The following is a 13,827-nucleotide window of genomic DNA, read 5'->3' on the forward strand; positions in this document are numbered from 1 at the left end:
CTGAAACGCCACCCACACTCGCGTCCACCCCTCGGCCGCACCGGTGGTGTGAGCCCGTACCCCGGGAGTACTCTTGCCGCAGAAATCCGGCGGCGTTTCCGGCGGACCGAGCGGGTGGAGGTCTCACGTGACTGACAATTCGACGAGACCTGAGCCGATCATCCTGGCCTGCGCGGCCGCCGATGACACGAGGGAACGTCTCTCAGACGAACTCAGCCGACGCTATTCGGCGAACTACCGCATCCTCTCCTCGGCGAGCGCCGCCGAGTCAGCCGATCTGCTCCGTCGTGCGGCAGCGAACGGCGACCCGGTCGCCCTCGTCCTGTCCGATGACCTCACCGAGGACGAGCGTGACGGCACGATCTTCGACGTCGCGCGCCGGCTCTTCCCCGACGTCCGCCGAGGGCTCGTCGTGCGGTGGGGGTCGTGGACCGACTCCGCCGTGGCCCAGGCCATCTTCTCCGCTATGACCCGCACTCTGATCGACTACTACGTTGTGCAGCCCCGCCACACGCCGGACGAATACTTCCACCGCACCGTGACCGAGTTCCTGCTCGAATGGGAGCGAGCAGCCGGAGACCACTCCCCGGACGCCATCGTCCTCGGCCGGGATGGGCTCCCCCGGGTGCATGAGATCCGACGCTTCCTGTCACGAGCTGGAATCCGTTTCCGCTACGCCGCCCCTGGGTCCCCGCTCGCCGAAGCAACCGCCAGAGAGACCGGGGAAGAGTCGGATGCCCCGGCGGTGCGCCTCGCCGACGGCCGGCTTCTCGTCGACCCGGTCAACGCCGAGCTTGCGGACGCCGTAGGACTGACCACCACCCTGCCGTCGCACACCGTCGACCTCGCGATCATCGGCGCCGGCCCCGGTGGCCTCGCTGCCGCCGTGTACGCCGCCTCGGAGGGCCTGGACACTCTCGTGCTTGAACGTGAATCGATCGGCGGGCAGGCGGGGTCCAGTTCCCTGATCCGCAACTACCTCGGGTTCTCCCGCGGCGTCTCCGGTGCGGAACTCTCCGAGCGCGCCTACCAGCAGGCCTGGGTCTTCGGCGCCCGGTTCGGGCACACCCGTGAGGTCATCGGCATGGAGATCGACGACGACGGGTTCGTGCTGAGGATCGCCCCGGGCGACACGGTGCGTTCCCGCGCGGTGGTTCTCGCCAGCGGGGTGTCGTACCGGAGGCTCGCGATCCCCGGACTCGACCCGTGGGTGGGTTCAGCGGTCTTCTACGGGGCGTCGGCTGTTGAAGCAAAGGCTCAGACCGGGCGGATCGCGCATGTCGTCGGCGGAGGAAACTCCGCTGGTCAGGCGGCGTTGCACCTGGCCCGCTACGCGGCATCCGTCTCGCTGATCGTGCGTAGCCCGAACCTCGCGGCGAGCATGTCTGCGTACCTCATCGACGAACTTGCAGCGGCCGGCGTCGCCGTGCTCACCGAGACGAAAGTCGTCGGGGGCGGGGGCAACGGCGACCGGCTCGACCATCTGGTGCTGCGTCACCGCGCCACTGGAGAAGAGACCACAGTTCCCTCCAACGCTCTGTTCATCACGATCGGCGCAGCCCCGCACACCGACTGGTTGCCCGAGGCGGTACTCCGCGACGACTGGGGCTTCGTCTGGACCGGGAGCGACGTCGTCCTCGAAGGGGGTCGGCGGGCCTGGTCTCACGAACGCGCACCGGGCGCGCTCGAGGCGTCCGTGCCTGGGTTCTTCGCCATCGGCGATGTGCGGCGGGGCTCCGTGAAACGCGTGGCGTCCGCCGTTGGGGAAGGATCGGTGGTGATCTCGTCGGTGCACGCGTTCCTCGCAGAACGGTCGGCCGAGAGAGGCTGACCGGCTCAGCGCACCCGGCTGGCGACGATTTCGCGGAGGCGCATGGCGTCATAGGGTGCCCGGACCTTGACGTCGTTGTCACAGTAGACGTAGACGTCGCGGGGCAGGCCGTCGGCGACGCTCGCGCCGGTGCGCCAGCCGTCGATCCGAGCCGCCCACTCCTGCAGGGACTCCTCCGGGTAGCCGCTCACGTACAACTCCTGCGCCCCGTGCAGGCGCACGTACACGAAGTCCGAGGAAACCGCGAACAGCTGCGGGAAGTGCCCGGCACTGTCGGCGACGACGATACCGGCATCCTGCTCGCGCATGAGCTCGACGAATTCGTCACAGTCGAAGCTCGGATGCCGCACCTCGACGCAGTGCCGGATCGGGCGTTCCGCGTCGGATTGCAACCAGGTCCGGCCATCGAGCCGTTCGTCGTGGGACCGGGCGAATTCCACAGCAGCGGTCGTCGTTCTCGGCAGCACCGAGAGGAACGAGCGCACCACATCCGGGTCGAAAGCGAGATTCGGCGGAAGCTGCCAGAGAATCGGCCCCAGCTTCGGTCCGAGAGCGAGCAGCCCGGACGCGAAGAAGTTCGGCAGCGCTGTACCCGCGTTCCGCAGCCGGAGCAGATGGGTGAGGTAGCGGCTTCCCTTCACCGCGAACACGAAGTTCTCGGGCACCTCCGCCGCCCAGCGCACGTAGCTCGCCGGCGTTTGCAGCGCGTAGAACGACCCGTTGATCTCCACCGAGTCCATGCGTTCGGCAACGTAGGCGAGTTCGTTCTTCTGCGCGAGGCCCTTCGGGTAGAACACCGACCGCCACGGTTTGTAACGCCAACCGGAGATCCCGATCCGGACCGTGCCGGCGGCCTCACCGGGTGGGCGCTGGCCAGACATACGGCAGATCGTCGGGGACACCGGGGAAGAGGGGTCCGTAGTAGGCGGGGTCCTTGCGAATCAGATTGGAGCGGTGGCTGAGATGGAGGGCTTCATCGCCCAGCCATGGCGGGAGTTCAATCTCGTCCTGGCCGAGGATCTCCACCTCGGGGGCGAACAGCAGCACCTGCTCCCGCACCGTGTCGGAGTGGCCCCGCTCGATCCAGGCATCCGTCATCGCCAGACCGTACCGGGTGAGCGCCGGAACGTAGCCCCGCCACATCTTCGCGGCCGGATGGTTGCGCCAGCCATAGGTGGGAATGGTCACGGCACGCAGGAGCTGGAGCGCCTCGACACGCTGTTTGCCCAGCCGGGCACGGTCAAGCACGGTGGCGCTTTCGGCGAAGGAGGGGTACGGAAGGAACGTCTGCACAGTGGCACCGACGCTAACACCGGCTCTGGCAGGGCGACACGGGTTGACGAGCTCGCCCGCCACTGTCGCGGGGGCGCTGAGTGCGGCAGGATCGTGCCATGGAAACTTCGGCGTCTGCGCTCCCCTCGCCCATGCTGGCCAAAGCAGTCGACGCGGTTCCCGATCCGGACAGCGTCGACGGCGGCCTGAGCTACGAACCCAAGTGGGACGGTTTTCGCGCGATCATCTCCTTCGACGGAGAGACGGTCGAGATCGGCAGCCGCGGCGCCAAAATGCTCACCAGGTACTTTCCCGAACTGACGGATGCCCTCGCTCGGCTCCTGCCCGAACCGTGCGTCCTCGACGGCGAGATCGTCGTGCCGACGGGCGAGGTCGGCAGTCAGCGGCTTGACTGGGAGGCCCTGACGGCACGGATCCATCCGGCGGAGAGCAGGGTCCGTTTGCTCGCGGCCGAGACCCCGGCGATGTTCGTCGCATTCGACCTTCTCGAACAGCGCGGCGAGAGCCTCCTCGACGTGCCGTTCGCCGACCGCCGGGCCCGGCTGGAGTCGCTCGTCGGCAAGGCAGAGCACCCGCTGCACCTCACCCGGACGACGACCGACGTGCATCTGGCGCGGAACTGGCTGGTTGAGTTCGAGGGCGCGGGCCTCGACGGAGTCGTCGCGAAACCGCTCGCCGCCGGATACGCGCCAGGCAAACGGCTGATGCTGAAGATCAAACACCGAAGGAGCGCCGATGTCGTTCTGGTCGGCTACCGCGTCCACAAGAGCGGCAGCGGTGTCGGATCGCTGCTGCTGGGGCTTTACGACGACGACGGTGTCCTGCGGAACGTCGGAGGGGCATCCGCTTTCAGCAATGCGCGACGGCTCGAACTGGTCGACGAACTCGCCCCGTTGGTGCTGAGGGACGAGGACGGAGCGATCACCAGCGCCGAGACCGACCGGAGCCGGTTCAGCGGCAGCAAGGACGTCTCGTTCGTCCCGTTGCAGCCGACGCTCGTCGCCGAGGTGCAGTACGACCAGATGGAGGGCATGCGGTTCCGCCACACCGTTCAGTTCTTCCGCTGGCGGCCGGACCGCGAAGCGACCTCGTGCACGTTCGAACAGCTCGACCGGCCGATCGCCTACGACCTCAACGACGTACTGGACTAGCCGCCCCGCGAACGCCCAACAGGATGGAACCCGCGAACGTGACGCTGAACAGGAGCAAACACACCGTTTTCGCGGCCATTCCCTGTTGACGGTGCGGGGCGGCCTGGACTAGTCGCTCTTCTTCGCGACGTCGCCGTCCCAGTTTTCGGCGTTCTTCCGGCTCGGCTGGACGCGGGGTGGCTCACCAGGCATCTTCGGAAAGTCCGGAGGGAACGGGAGTTCACCGAGGCCGTTCGACAGGTCGCGCTCCCACCACTCGAGGAGCACGTCGATCGTTCCGGGCTTTTCGTGGAGGTTCTCCCACGGGTCGCCCACGGTACGCAAACGCTCCGGCACCGTCAGAATCGTGAACGCTGCAGGGTCGGCGCCCTCCAGCTCGTCCCACTCGAGCGGGCAGGACACCGGCGCGTGACCCAGGGCGCGCGGGCTGTAGGCACCGGCCATGGTGCGGTCCCGATTGGCCTGGTTGTAGTCGACGAAGATCCGCTCGCCTCGTTCTTCCTTCCACCAGTTCGTGGTGACCGTGTCAGGCATCCGCCGTTCGAGCTCTCGAGCTGCCGCAATGACCGCGTGGCGCACGTCGAGGAACTCACGCACGGGGTCGATCGGAGCGAAGACGTGGATGCCCCTGTTGCCGCTGGTCTTGACGAAGGCGGTCAGGCCGGCTTCGTCAAGCACCGTGCGGAGTTCGAACGCGGCGGGGACGGCGTCGCCGAAGCCGGTCCCGGGTTGCGGGTCGAGGTCGATGCGCAACTGGTCGGGGTTGTCCGAGTTGTCGGCGCGGGACGGCCAGGGGTGGAAGACCACGGTGTTCATCTGCACCGCCCAGACCGCTGCCGCCGGTTCATCGAGCACCAATTGCGGATGCGAACGCCCGCTCGGGTAGACCACCGGCACGGAGCGAACGTAGTCCGGCGCGCCCTTCGGCGGGTTCTTGGAGAAGAACTGTTCACCGTCTATGCCCCCGGGGAAGCGCTGAAGGGACACGGGGCGGTTGCCGTTGGCGCGAAGAAAGGCATCGCCGACTTCAACCATGTACGACGCAAGGTCGAGTTTGGTGAGGCCGGGTTCGGACCACAGCACTCGAGTCGGACTTGAGATGCGCACGTCGCGTTCGCCGTTCGGGCCGGGGACCGGAAGCAGCACTGCGTCTTTTGCCATGGCACCCAACTTAGCCATCAGGCCGCGCAGGTGTCACCGATTGTCCGTCAGAACCGGTGATTGACGCCCCTCCGCGCGGCTCGCAGGCCGGCGAGGTCGAACCGCCACGCGTGAACCTGGATCGGGTTCCCTGGCGGATACTCGAAGTCCTCCACCCCCGCCAGCTCGAACCCGAGTGAGCGGCACAACGCGTTGGACGCACCGTTGTCGATCCGCGGAAAGGCGACGAGAGCGTCACGGTTCCCGTCGTCCGCCGCATGATTCAGGCACGCGGCGAGACCCTTCGACGCGAACCCCCTGCCCTGATAGGGCGTTGCAACACTCCAACCGGATTCGTAGACGTGGGCGTCGTGCCAGGTGGTCGTCCAATAGCCAACCGAGCCGACGGCATCCGGGATGCCGTCCACTCGAATGGTGAACATGCGCGCCTCCCCGGATTCCCACAATCTGAGGAATCTCGTCTGGCGTTCGGCGAGCTTCTCGGGCGACTCCGGACCGCCGAGATACAGCGTCATCTCCGGCGTGTTGCTTCTCTCCAGAACCGGCATGTCCGCGGCACTCCACGGAACGAGCCGGACGCTGACCTTCTCGCTGCGGTTCATGCCCCGAGCTTAGAACCATCCGCAGACACGCCCTCGAGCGGGCAACGGCGTCAGGCGTCTCGCGCGTCGCGCCCGAGCGAAGGACTGTCGACGCCGCCCGCTGGTTCCGGGGGCGCGGAGCTTGCCGGTTCCCAGCGCAGCAGGTCGCCCGGCTGGCATTGGAGGACGTCGCACAGCGCTTCGAGGGTTGTGAATCGGACCGCTTTGGCGCGACCGTTCTTGAGCACCGCGATGTTGGCGGGCGTGACGCCGACTCGCTCGGCGAGGGTGCCCACAGCCATCTTGCGCCGGGCGAGCATGACGTCGATGTCGACGACGATGGGCATCAGATGACCTCGTTCAGTTCGGATCGGAGTTGCTGCGCCTCGAGCTCTCTGGCCACAGCCTGGGCCAGAAGCGCCCGCAGCACGAGGACGATCAACGCCACGCCGGCGATGACCAGCGCTGCGCCGCAGATGAGCCCGACGATGCCGGGAGCCGCGTCGCCTGGGGCGAGCAGTACGGCGAGAAGGAACGTCAGTACGGAACCGGCCGCAATCGCCCCGATGATGATGTCGACGTAGCGGAACGCGGCACGAGTGAACACGGAACCTCGGCGCACCATCGTCAGCAAACGCCACACGCAGACGGCGCTGACCTGCATGGTCAGGATGCCGAGGACGAGGATGCCGATCAGCAGGACCCGGATCCGATCTTCGGTGCCTTCGAGATCCGCCCACACCAGGGGCATCATCAGGACCTGGACGGCGACTGAGCCGATCAGCGCAAGCACGATCACGATGCGCAGGGCGAGGATGGGGAGTTTTCCCATGAGAGTGCCTTCTTCCATTTCGATAGAAAAATATCGATAAACGGTAGATACCGCAAGTCGTTCGATGGTGCGCGGATTACCTGCGCGGGGCGTAGCGCAGGAAGACGAGCCCGCTCGGGAAGCGGTGCTCGTCCAGCAGGCCGAGGTCAGCCCGGACTCCGTCGGGGAAGAACGACGTTCCTCCCCCCACGACGACAGGACACACGACCAGCCGGTATTCGTCGACGAGCCCGGCGGCAATCGCGGCGGCTGCGAGAGTCGGCCCGCCGATCGAGATGTCCCGCTCGTCGTCCTGCTTGAGCCGCGCGACCGCATCCGCGTCGAAGTGCCGCTCTATCCGGGTGCGTGGCGTGGAGGCGGCGCTGAGCGACGTGGAGAACACGATTTTGTCGGCGGAGCGCCACAGCTCGGCGTAGTCGAGCATCACGGGAGACTGGTCGGGCAACTGCGGCACGGTTTCCCACACCGTCATCACCTCATACAGTCGCCTCCCGTAGAGGTAGGTTCCTGCTGACCGCTCCAGGTCGTTGACGAACGCGTGAGCCTCTTCGTCGGGGGCCGCCCAGTCGAAATTGCCGGTGGCGTCGTTGATGAAACCGTCGAGCGAGACGATGCCCGAATAGATCAGTCGGCCCATGATGCGTCCTCCCCGGATGATGGGACCATTCGAGCACGGTTCACCGGGGATGCCTAGGGCCGGGCGCCAGCCGCGATCGGGCTCTGGGATACTGTCCGCATGACGAGTTCCCCTGCCGCAGCCCCGGACATCGACCATGCCGCTGAGCTCTGGTCAGCGTACTCCAGCGCTCATCCTGCGGCCGTCCGTGTCTGCCCGGAATACACGGTCGAGCACTTCGGGGACTCCGCGCGGCTGGCGGACGAGTTGCTGCGCGAGGTGACTCACGGCGCGAAACGCGCGACGGCCGAGCTGGCCAGTGCATTCGCCGCGGGCGGCGACCCCCTGCCCCGGATCGGTTCGCACTGGATCGCGTGCGACAGTTCCGGCGCGCCCCGGGTGATTCTCCGCAGCGTCGAGTTCCGGTTGGGTACCTTCGGGAGCGTCGACGAGTCGTTCGCGTGGGATGAGGGGGAAGGCGACCGCACCCTCACGACCTGGAAGCAGGACCACAGCAGATACTGGACCCGTACCTGCGCGGCGCGGGGCAGCGTTTGGAGCGAGGACGACGAGATCGTGTTCGAACGGTTCCGCGTCGTCTGGCCGCCCGAGCTCGCCGACTGACCGCCCCGGCAGCCCGACCGATCCGTGACGAGCGTCGGGTCCAGCCCGCCGTCAGATCGCCCGTTTGAAACCCGCGTGCGTGCGGGAGAAGCCGAGGCGCTCGTAGAAACGGTGAGCGTCCACCCGGGTGTTGTCCGACGTCAATTGCGCGAGGGAAGCACCGCGGCGCCGTCCTTCCTCGAGTGCCCACTCGATCATCGCCCCGCCGACACCGTGACCGCGCAGGCGGCTGTGCACGCGCACGGCCTCGATCTGCAGTCGGGTTGCTCCCGCCCGAGCCAGGCCCGGCAGGAAGCTCAACTGCATCGTCGCGATGACGTCGCCGCGAGGATCGACGCCGACGACGAGGAGGTGCGCCGGGTCGGCGTCGATCGCGCGGAACGCCCGCTCATAGCCCGCACGATCCTCGATCGCCGTGGAATCGATGGCCCCGCGCAGTTCGTCTTCGGCGAGGAGCCTCACGATCCCTGCCACGTCCGGGAGGTCCGCTTCGCGCAGGGTGATCGGATGCCCGGCGGCATTGAGTGTGGTCAGAGTCACGGTCCCATTCTTGCAGCGTCGCGCTCCGTTCGAACGGATCGCTCAGCGTGAGTAGGTGCCGACCAGCGTTGCCTGGCCGAGCATCACGCCCACGTTGCTCCGGAGGAATTCGTCACGGGACGGAGACCCGTCGACGGGTTTCGACAGCGCGTAGACGGTGAAAGCGTAGTGATGGGTTCCGTGCCCGGCGGGAGGCTTCGGGCCATACCACCCCGGGCTGCCGGCATCGTTCGGTCCCTCCCTGTACTCGGAATCCGCGATGTTCGTCGTCGAGGGGGGCAGCCCGTAGACCGTCCAGTGGGTGAAACCATCCGGGTCAGGGGCGTCAGGGTCGTGGCAGATCAGGGCGAGTTCAACCGTGCCGGGCGGGACGTCTTCGACCACGAGGGAGGGTGTGACGTTTTCCCCGTCGGCGGTGAAGCGTTTCGGGATCGGTTCGCCGTCAGAGAAGTCGGCCGAGCGGATCATGAGTGCCATGAGGAAGGTTCTCCTTCTTGTTCGGTGCGCCGAGTCGTCGGAACAGCCGCGTTCGGCTCTGTGGCGCCACCAGTGGGCGGACGACACGGAGCACCGTCGACATGCTCTCATTGTGGACCGCATCGGCGGGTTGATGGCAGCCCTGGACGGTCATTCGTCGGTGATCGTTGCCTGCCCGGCTGCGGGCTGTCGAACTGTTACGCGCTCGACGTCGGTGTCCGGCCGACCGCATACCGGAACGCGTTGTCCAGTCGGTAACCGCCGCCAGGCATCCGGAACGGGCTCGCAGCGCTGATCACCGTTGCGGCCCCATCAGCGAGGCCTGCGCTGTCCTCGCCGAGAAGAATGCCGCGAACGAGGGTGTTGTCATCGGGTGCGCCCCAGGGTGCGGCGACCGTGCCGCCGGCGACGAGCGCGATGCAGCCCCTGCGGAACAATTCCTCGAGTCCCCCGGGCATCCGCAGCGCGTCGTCGGGCGGCAACTCCTCGTCGAAGGACGCGGCGACGGCCCGTTCGAGAACGTGGATGTCATTGCGGGCGGCGTCCGCCCAGTTGGCGACGGCGACGAAGCCACCCGCTACCGTGACTCGCCTCATTTCGGCGAGCGCGGCATCCGGGTCGTCGGCGAATTGCAGCGAATTGATCGCGATGACGGCATCGAAGGAGGCGTCAGGCCACGGCAACGACTCGACGGCGCCCGACCGGATGTCAGCTTCGGGAACCCGGGCTCGGGCGAACTCGATCATGCCGGGTGCCGGGTCGATCCCGGCGGCGACCGCTCCGATGTCGGTGAGCACGGCCAGGAACTCGCCGCTCCCGCAGCCGACATCGAGAACCCTCGTTTCAGGACGGATCCCGGTGGCGACCACGATCAGGTGGCGCACCGGATCCGCGAAGCCGCCCCACAGCTCCGCCCACTCCGCCGCCACCGCCGACCAGGCGTCGTCGTCGTCCATCGAAACCTCCTCGAGCGCCCGCCGGTGACCGGGCTCGGCGGTCACACTAACACCAGGAATCTCGTCGAACCCCTTGGCGACGAGATCACCCACTGCTAACCTGCAACCAAATGGTTGTAGATAGTCTGCGCGACACCGAAGTGGATCGCATCTTCCAGGCACTGGCCGATGCGACCCGCCGTGACATCGTGGCGCGCACGCTTACTCACGAACAGTCGGTTTCGGCGCTCGCCGAACACTACGCGATGAGCTTCGCCGCCGTGCAGAAACATGTGGCGGTGCTCGAGCGCGCGTCACTCGTGATCAAAGTGCGCCGAGGCCGGGAGCAGCTCGTGCACGGGAACGCCGAGACACTCCGCCGGGCAGCTCAGTTGCTCGACGCTTACGAGAGAATCTGGCACGCACGTGCCGGAAGCATCGGGGACATCCTCTCCGAGCCAGAGAAAGGAAGAGAACAGTGACCGTTATCAGCTCACACAAAGACGTTGAGAACCTGACCTTCACCATCACCGCGGAGTTCACCGCCGGCGTCGACCAGGTCTGGCAGGTGTGGGAGAACCCCCGCTTGCTCGAGCGTTGGTGGGGTCCCCCGACCTGGCCGGCGACATTCGAGAGGCTCGAGTTCGCTTCTGGCGGGGACGCCCGCTATTACATGACAGGGCCAGAGGGCGAGAAGGCCCGCGGATGGTGGCGGATCATCGATGTCTCCGCTCCGCGCCGCCTCGAGTTCGATGACGGGTTCGCCGGAGACGACGGTGAGCCCCTCGATCCTGACGACACCACCCGCTGTGTCGTCACCCTCGAGGAAGACGCCGGCGTCACCAGGATGACCTCCGTCTCCACGTTCACGAGCACCGAGCAGCTCGAGCAGATGTCCGGGATGGGCATGGAAGAGGGCATGACCGAGGCGATGAGCCAGATCGACGCCATCCTGTCCGAAAGCTCCGTCAGCCGCTGAGGGCTGAGCCGACGCCCTGGGCTGACCGGCAGGAGGAACCACTCCGCGTGGTCCTAAGGTGGTGGCATGAGCAACAACATCCCGAACTGGCCCGCACGCACCGGAATCGGCGGAGTCGCCCTCTGGATCGGAGTGGCTGTCGCCGCTCTCGGAGCCGGCGGCTTCGTGTACACCGTTCTCATCGGGCAGTAGTCCCGCGAACGCAAAACGCCCCCGAGAGCCGGAGCTCTCGAGGGCGTCTCTGCTGGCGCGACTCAGCCGGCGACTTCGGCCTCACGGCGCGGCAGCTTCCAGCCCGGGCGCACGAAGTGACAGGTGTAGCCGTTCGGGTACTTCACCAGGTAGTCCTGGTGTTCTTCTTCAGCCTCCCAGAACGGTCCGGCGGGGGTGACTTCGGTGACTACCTTGCCGGGCCAGAGGCTGGAGGCATCGACATCGGCGATGGTGTCTTCGGCGACGCGCTTCTGCTCGTCGCTGAGATAGAAGATCGCCGAACGGTAGCTCGGTCCGACGTCGTTACCCTGACGGTCCTTGGTCGACGGGTCGTGAATCTGGAAGAAAAACTCGAGCAGGTCGCGGTAGGAGATCTGCGTCGGGTCGAAGACGATCTCAACGGCCTCGGCGTGGTTCCCATGATTGCGATACGTCGCATTCGGGGTCTCCCCGCCTGAGTAGCCGACGCGGGTCGACACCACTCCCGGGCGCTTGCGAACAAGCTCCTGTGCCCCCCAGAAACAGCCGCCTGCGAGAATCGCGGTTTCAGTTGTGCCGGTCATGTGTGGCCTCCTCGTGTTGAACACTGTCCATTGTCGGGCATCCTGCCAAGAAGGAGAACAGAAGAGCACCGCGTGCTGTTCCCGTGCGCCTGTACGCCGGCCGAGAGTTTCGAGCGGCGCCCACGGCATCCCGTACGACAGATACACATCCACATAGGACTACCGTTAGGGTATGACTTCCCCTGATACAACCGCGCCCAGCGACGCCGAGACACGAGACGCCGGCCAGAACTTCTCCGAGCTCGGGCTCGCTGACGCCGTGCTCAAGGCACTGCGTGATGTTGGATACGAAACTCCGTCCGCAATCCAGGCCGCCACGATTCCCCCGCTCCTCGCCGGTCGCGATGTCGTCGGCCTCGCCCAGACCGGGACCGGCAAGACTGCCGCGTTCGCCCTGCCGATCCTCTCCCGCCTCGACATGGCGCAGAAGACCCCGCAGGCCCTCGTGCTCGCACCGACCCGTGAGCTCGCGCTCCAGGTCTGTGAAGCATTCGAAAAGTACGCTGCCCATCTCAAGGGCGTCCACGTGCTGCCCGTCTACGGCGGCCAGGGCTACGGCGTCCAGTTGTCGGCGCTGCGTCGAGGCGTGCACGTCGTCGTCGGTACCCCCGGACGCATCATGGACCACCTCGACAAGGGCACCCTCGACCTGTCCGAACTCAAGTACCTCGTGCTCGACGAAGCCGACGAGATGCTGAAGATGGGCTTCGCCGAGGATGTCGAGACGATCCTCGCCGACACCCCCGAGGACAAGAACGTCGCGCTCTTCTCCGCGACCATGCCGGCCCAGATCCGCCGGATCTCGAAGCAGTACCTGAACGACCCCGAAGAGATCACGGTCAAAAACAAGACCACGACCTCCGTGAACACGACCCAGCGCTACCTGATGGTGTCCTACCCGCAGAAGGTCGACGCTCTCACCCGGATCCTCGAGGTCGAGAACTTCGAGGGGATGATCGTCTTCGTCCGCACCAAGAACGAGACCGAGACCCTCGCCGAGAAGCTACGGGCCCGGGGCTTCTCGGCCACCGCGATCAACGGAGACGTGCTTCAGGCGCAGCGCGAGCGGACCATCGGGCAGCTCAAGGACGGCAAGCTCGACATCCTGGTCGCGACCGACGTGGCGGCGCGCGGTCTCGACGTCGACCGGGTCAGCCACGTCGTCAACTACGACATCCCGACCGATCCGGAGTCCTACGTGCACCGGACCGGCCGAACCGGGCGCGCCGGCCGCAGCGGCGACGCGATCTCGTTCGTCACCCCGCGTGAGCGCTACCTGCTGAAGTCGATCGAGAGGACGACCCGTCAGCCACTCACGCAGATGCAGCTGCCGACGGTTGACGACGTCAACAGCACCCGCCTGGCGCGTTTCGACGACGCGATCTCCAGCGCGCTGTCGGCGCCCGACCGGGTCTCCTTCTTCCGCGACGTCGTCGCACACTACGTCCGCGAGCACGACGTACCCGAGGTGGACGTCGCCGCGGCCCTCGCGGTCGTGCTCCAGGGCGACACTCCCCTGCTCCTCGAGCCCGAGCCGCAGCGTCCCGCTCGTCAGGAGCGCCACGAGCGGCCGGAGCGCGGATCGAACCGCGCCGATCGGCGGCCGGCCCGCAATGCGGACGGCTCGCCTATGGCGACGTACCGGATCGCGGTCGGCAAGCGCCACAAGGTCGAGCCGCGTCAGATCGTCGGTGCCCTCGCCAACGAGGGTGGCCTGAGCCGCAAGGACTTCGGGAACATCTCGATCCGACCGGACTTCTCCCTGGTCGAGCTACCGGCCGAGCTCCCGCCCGGGACCGAGGAGGCGCTCGCCGCCACCCGCATCTCAGGCAAGCTCATCGGCCTACGCCGCGACGCCGGCGAACAGCGCGGCCGCGATCCCGCGAAACCGGGCAGGATGCCGAACCGCGCGAGCTGACCGACGGGGAAAACCGCATGTGGGACACGGTGTTGACGCGACCGTGGGCGTCGTTGACGACCGTGGAGACCTCGATTTCCTCGAAGGGCTCGTGCCTTCGGCCAGCTCCGCCT

Annotated in this window: 18 protein-coding genes; 7 read left to right on the forward strand and 11 right to left on the reverse strand. The window is 66.9% G+C overall.

The features are described from left to right. The first annotated feature begins 127 nt into the window (after positions 1-127). Complete coding sequence (locus tag ACLQ62_RS06815) at positions 128-1,831, forward strand: FAD-dependent oxidoreductase (RefSeq protein ID WP_411720892.1); 1,704 nt, start codon at positions 128-130, stop codon at positions 1,829-1,831. 5 nt (positions 1,832-1,836) lie between these two features. Here the strand turns inward: ACLQ62_RS06815 and ACLQ62_RS06820 are convergent, their stop codons facing one another. Continuing rightward, entirely contained in the window at positions 1,837-2,712 is an 876-nt protein-coding gene (locus ACLQ62_RS06820; RefSeq protein WP_411720893.1) for a DUF72 domain-containing protein, read from the reverse strand. Beyond that, positions 2,687-3,124, reverse strand: coding sequence for an MSMEG_6728 family protein (locus ACLQ62_RS06825; RefSeq protein ID WP_411720894.1), 438 nt, complete (start codon positions 3,122-3,124; stop codon positions 2,687-2,689). The genes ACLQ62_RS06820 and ACLQ62_RS06825 overlap by 26 nt, the downstream gene beginning before the upstream one ends. A 98-nt stretch (positions 3,125-3,222) precedes the next feature. Between ACLQ62_RS06825 and ACLQ62_RS06830 the strand changes: the two genes are divergently transcribed. Next, positions 3,223-4,275, forward strand: a complete 1,053-nt coding sequence (locus ACLQ62_RS06830) for an ATP-dependent DNA ligase (protein ID WP_411720895.1) — start codon at positions 3,223-3,225, stop codon at positions 4,273-4,275. A gap of 108 nt (positions 4,276-4,383) precedes the next feature. Here the strand turns inward: ACLQ62_RS06830 and ligD are convergent, their stop codons facing one another. The 5 genes from ligD to ACLQ62_RS06855 all read right to left on the reverse strand — a co-directional run bounded on the left by ligD (position 4,384) and on the right by ACLQ62_RS06855 (position 7,486). Next, positions 4,384-5,436: a non-homologous end-joining DNA ligase gene (ligD, locus tag ACLQ62_RS06835; RefSeq protein WP_411720896.1), complete on the reverse strand. Its 1,053-nt coding sequence runs from the start codon at positions 5,434-5,436 to the stop codon at positions 4,384-4,386. A 47-nt stretch (positions 5,437-5,483) separates the two neighbouring features. Further along, complete coding sequence (locus ACLQ62_RS06840) at positions 5,484-6,038, reverse strand: GNAT family N-acetyltransferase (protein WP_411720897.1); 555 nt, start codon at positions 6,036-6,038, stop codon at positions 5,484-5,486. 50 nt (positions 6,039-6,088) lie between these two features. After that, complete coding sequence (locus ACLQ62_RS06845) at positions 6,089-6,364, reverse strand: helix-turn-helix domain-containing protein (protein ID WP_411720898.1); 276 nt, start codon at positions 6,362-6,364, stop codon at positions 6,089-6,091. Then, complete coding sequence (locus ACLQ62_RS06850) at positions 6,364-6,849, reverse strand: DUF2975 domain-containing protein (RefSeq protein ID WP_411720899.1); 486 nt, start codon at positions 6,847-6,849, stop codon at positions 6,364-6,366. The genes ACLQ62_RS06845 and ACLQ62_RS06850 overlap by 1 nt, the downstream gene beginning before the upstream one ends. Before the next feature lie 76 nt (positions 6,850-6,925). Next, positions 6,926-7,486, reverse strand: a complete 561-nt coding sequence (locus ACLQ62_RS06855) for a dihydrofolate reductase family protein (RefSeq protein WP_411720900.1) — start codon at positions 7,484-7,486, stop codon at positions 6,926-6,928. A 99-nt stretch (positions 7,487-7,585) separates the two neighbouring features. Here ACLQ62_RS06855 and ACLQ62_RS06860 point away from each other — a divergent pair, with 99 nt between their 5' ends. Further along, complete coding sequence (locus ACLQ62_RS06860; RefSeq protein ID WP_411720901.1) at positions 7,586-8,089, forward strand: ASCH domain-containing protein; 504 nt, start codon at positions 7,586-7,588, stop codon at positions 8,087-8,089. Positions 8,090-8,140: 51 nt separating this feature from the next. Here ACLQ62_RS06860 and ACLQ62_RS06865 read toward each other — a convergent pair whose 3' ends face one another. The 3 genes from ACLQ62_RS06865 to ACLQ62_RS06875 form a co-directional block, all read right to left on the reverse strand. Further along, complete coding sequence (locus tag ACLQ62_RS06865) at positions 8,141-8,629, reverse strand: N-acetyltransferase family protein (RefSeq protein WP_411720902.1); 489 nt, start codon at positions 8,627-8,629, stop codon at positions 8,141-8,143. A 42-nt stretch (positions 8,630-8,671) separates the two neighbouring features. Next, positions 8,672-9,106: a YbhB/YbcL family Raf kinase inhibitor-like protein gene (locus ACLQ62_RS06870; protein WP_411720903.1), complete on the reverse strand. Its 435-nt coding sequence runs from the start codon at positions 9,104-9,106 to the stop codon at positions 8,672-8,674. 197 nt (positions 9,107-9,303) lie between these two features. Then, a complete protein-coding gene (locus ACLQ62_RS06875) occupies positions 9,304-10,155 on the reverse strand; it encodes a class I SAM-dependent methyltransferase (protein ID WP_411720904.1) in 852 nt (283 codons plus the stop codon). A gap of 17 nt (positions 10,156-10,172) precedes the next feature. On the opposite strand from ACLQ62_RS06875, the gene ACLQ62_RS06880 reads away from it, so the two are divergent. From ACLQ62_RS06880 to ACLQ62_RS06890, 3 genes are all read left to right on the forward strand, one after another. Next, positions 10,173-10,523, forward strand: a complete 351-nt coding sequence (locus ACLQ62_RS06880) for an ArsR/SmtB family transcription factor (protein ID WP_411720905.1) — start codon at positions 10,173-10,175, stop codon at positions 10,521-10,523. Then, the gene (locus ACLQ62_RS06885) at positions 10,520-11,020 is read left to right on the forward strand and encodes an SRPBCC family protein (protein WP_411720906.1); all 501 of its coding nucleotides are present in this window, start codon (positions 10,520-10,522) and stop codon (positions 11,018-11,020) included. The genes ACLQ62_RS06880 and ACLQ62_RS06885 overlap by 4 nt, the downstream gene beginning before the upstream one ends. A 66-nt stretch (positions 11,021-11,086) precedes the next feature. Beyond that, complete coding sequence (locus ACLQ62_RS06890; protein WP_411720907.1) at positions 11,087-11,212, forward strand: hypothetical protein; 126 nt, start codon at positions 11,087-11,089, stop codon at positions 11,210-11,212. Between the two features lie 62 nt (positions 11,213-11,274). Here ACLQ62_RS06890 and msrA read toward each other — a convergent pair whose 3' ends face one another. Continuing rightward, positions 11,275-11,796: a peptide-methionine (S)-S-oxide reductase MsrA gene (gene msrA, locus ACLQ62_RS06895; RefSeq protein ID WP_411720908.1), complete on the reverse strand. Its 522-nt coding sequence runs from the start codon at positions 11,794-11,796 to the stop codon at positions 11,275-11,277. Between the two features lie 172 nt (positions 11,797-11,968). On the opposite strand from msrA, the gene ACLQ62_RS06900 reads away from it, so the two are divergent. Beyond that, the gene (locus ACLQ62_RS06900) at positions 11,969-13,714 is read left to right on the forward strand and encodes a DEAD/DEAH box helicase (RefSeq protein ID WP_411720909.1); all 1,746 of its coding nucleotides are present in this window, start codon (positions 11,969-11,971) and stop codon (positions 13,712-13,714) included. Positions 13,715-13,827: the final 113 nt, after the last annotated feature.

Origin of the sequence: Mycetocola sp. (genome assembly GCF_046716805.1) — a bacterium.
In the GTDB taxonomy this organism is placed as follows: domain Bacteria; phylum Actinomycetota; class Actinomycetes; order Actinomycetales; family Microbacteriaceae; genus Mycetocola_A.

Excerpts from the sequence above, each read along its gene's own strand:
- ACLQ62_RS06820 (WP_411720893.1), bottom strand. The coding sequence starts at position 2,712 with ATGTCTGGCCAGCGCCCACCCGGTGAGGCCGCCGGCACGGTCCGGATC.
- ACLQ62_RS06830 (WP_411720895.1), top strand. The coding sequence starts at position 3,223 with ATGGAAACTTCGGCGTCTGCGCTCCCCTCGCCCATGCTGGCCAAAGCA.
- ligD (WP_411720896.1), bottom strand. The coding sequence starts at position 5,436 with ATGGCAAAAGACGCAGTGCTGCTTCCGGTCCCCGGCCCGAACGGCGAA.
- ACLQ62_RS06840 (WP_411720897.1), bottom strand. The coding sequence starts at position 6,038 with ATGAACCGCAGCGAGAAGGTCAGCGTCCGGCTCGTTCCGTGGAGTGCC.
- ACLQ62_RS06845 (WP_411720898.1), bottom strand. The coding sequence starts at position 6,364 with ATGCCCATCGTCGTCGACATCGACGTCATGCTCGCCCGGCGCAAGATG.
- ACLQ62_RS06850 (WP_411720899.1), bottom strand. The coding sequence starts at position 6,849 with ATGGGAAAACTCCCCATCCTCGCCCTGCGCATCGTGATCGTGCTTGCG.
- ACLQ62_RS06855 (WP_411720900.1), bottom strand. The coding sequence starts at position 7,486 with ATGGGCCGACTGATCTATTCGGGCATCGTCTCGCTCGACGGTTTCATC.
- ACLQ62_RS06860 (WP_411720901.1), top strand. The coding sequence starts at position 7,586 with ATGACGAGTTCCCCTGCCGCAGCCCCGGACATCGACCATGCCGCTGAG.
- ACLQ62_RS06870 (WP_411720903.1), bottom strand. The coding sequence starts at position 9,106 with ATGGCACTCATGATCCGCTCGGCCGACTTCTCTGACGGCGAACCGATC.
- ACLQ62_RS06880 (WP_411720905.1), top strand. The coding sequence starts at position 10,173 with ATGGTTGTAGATAGTCTGCGCGACACCGAAGTGGATCGCATCTTCCAG.
- ACLQ62_RS06890 (WP_411720907.1), top strand. The coding sequence starts at position 11,087 with ATGAGCAACAACATCCCGAACTGGCCCGCACGCACCGGAATCGGCGGA.
- msrA (WP_411720908.1), bottom strand. The coding sequence starts at position 11,796 with ATGACCGGCACAACTGAAACCGCGATTCTCGCAGGCGGCTGTTTCTGG.
- ACLQ62_RS06900 (WP_411720909.1), top strand. The coding sequence starts at position 11,969 with ATGACTTCCCCTGATACAACCGCGCCCAGCGACGCCGAGACACGAGAC.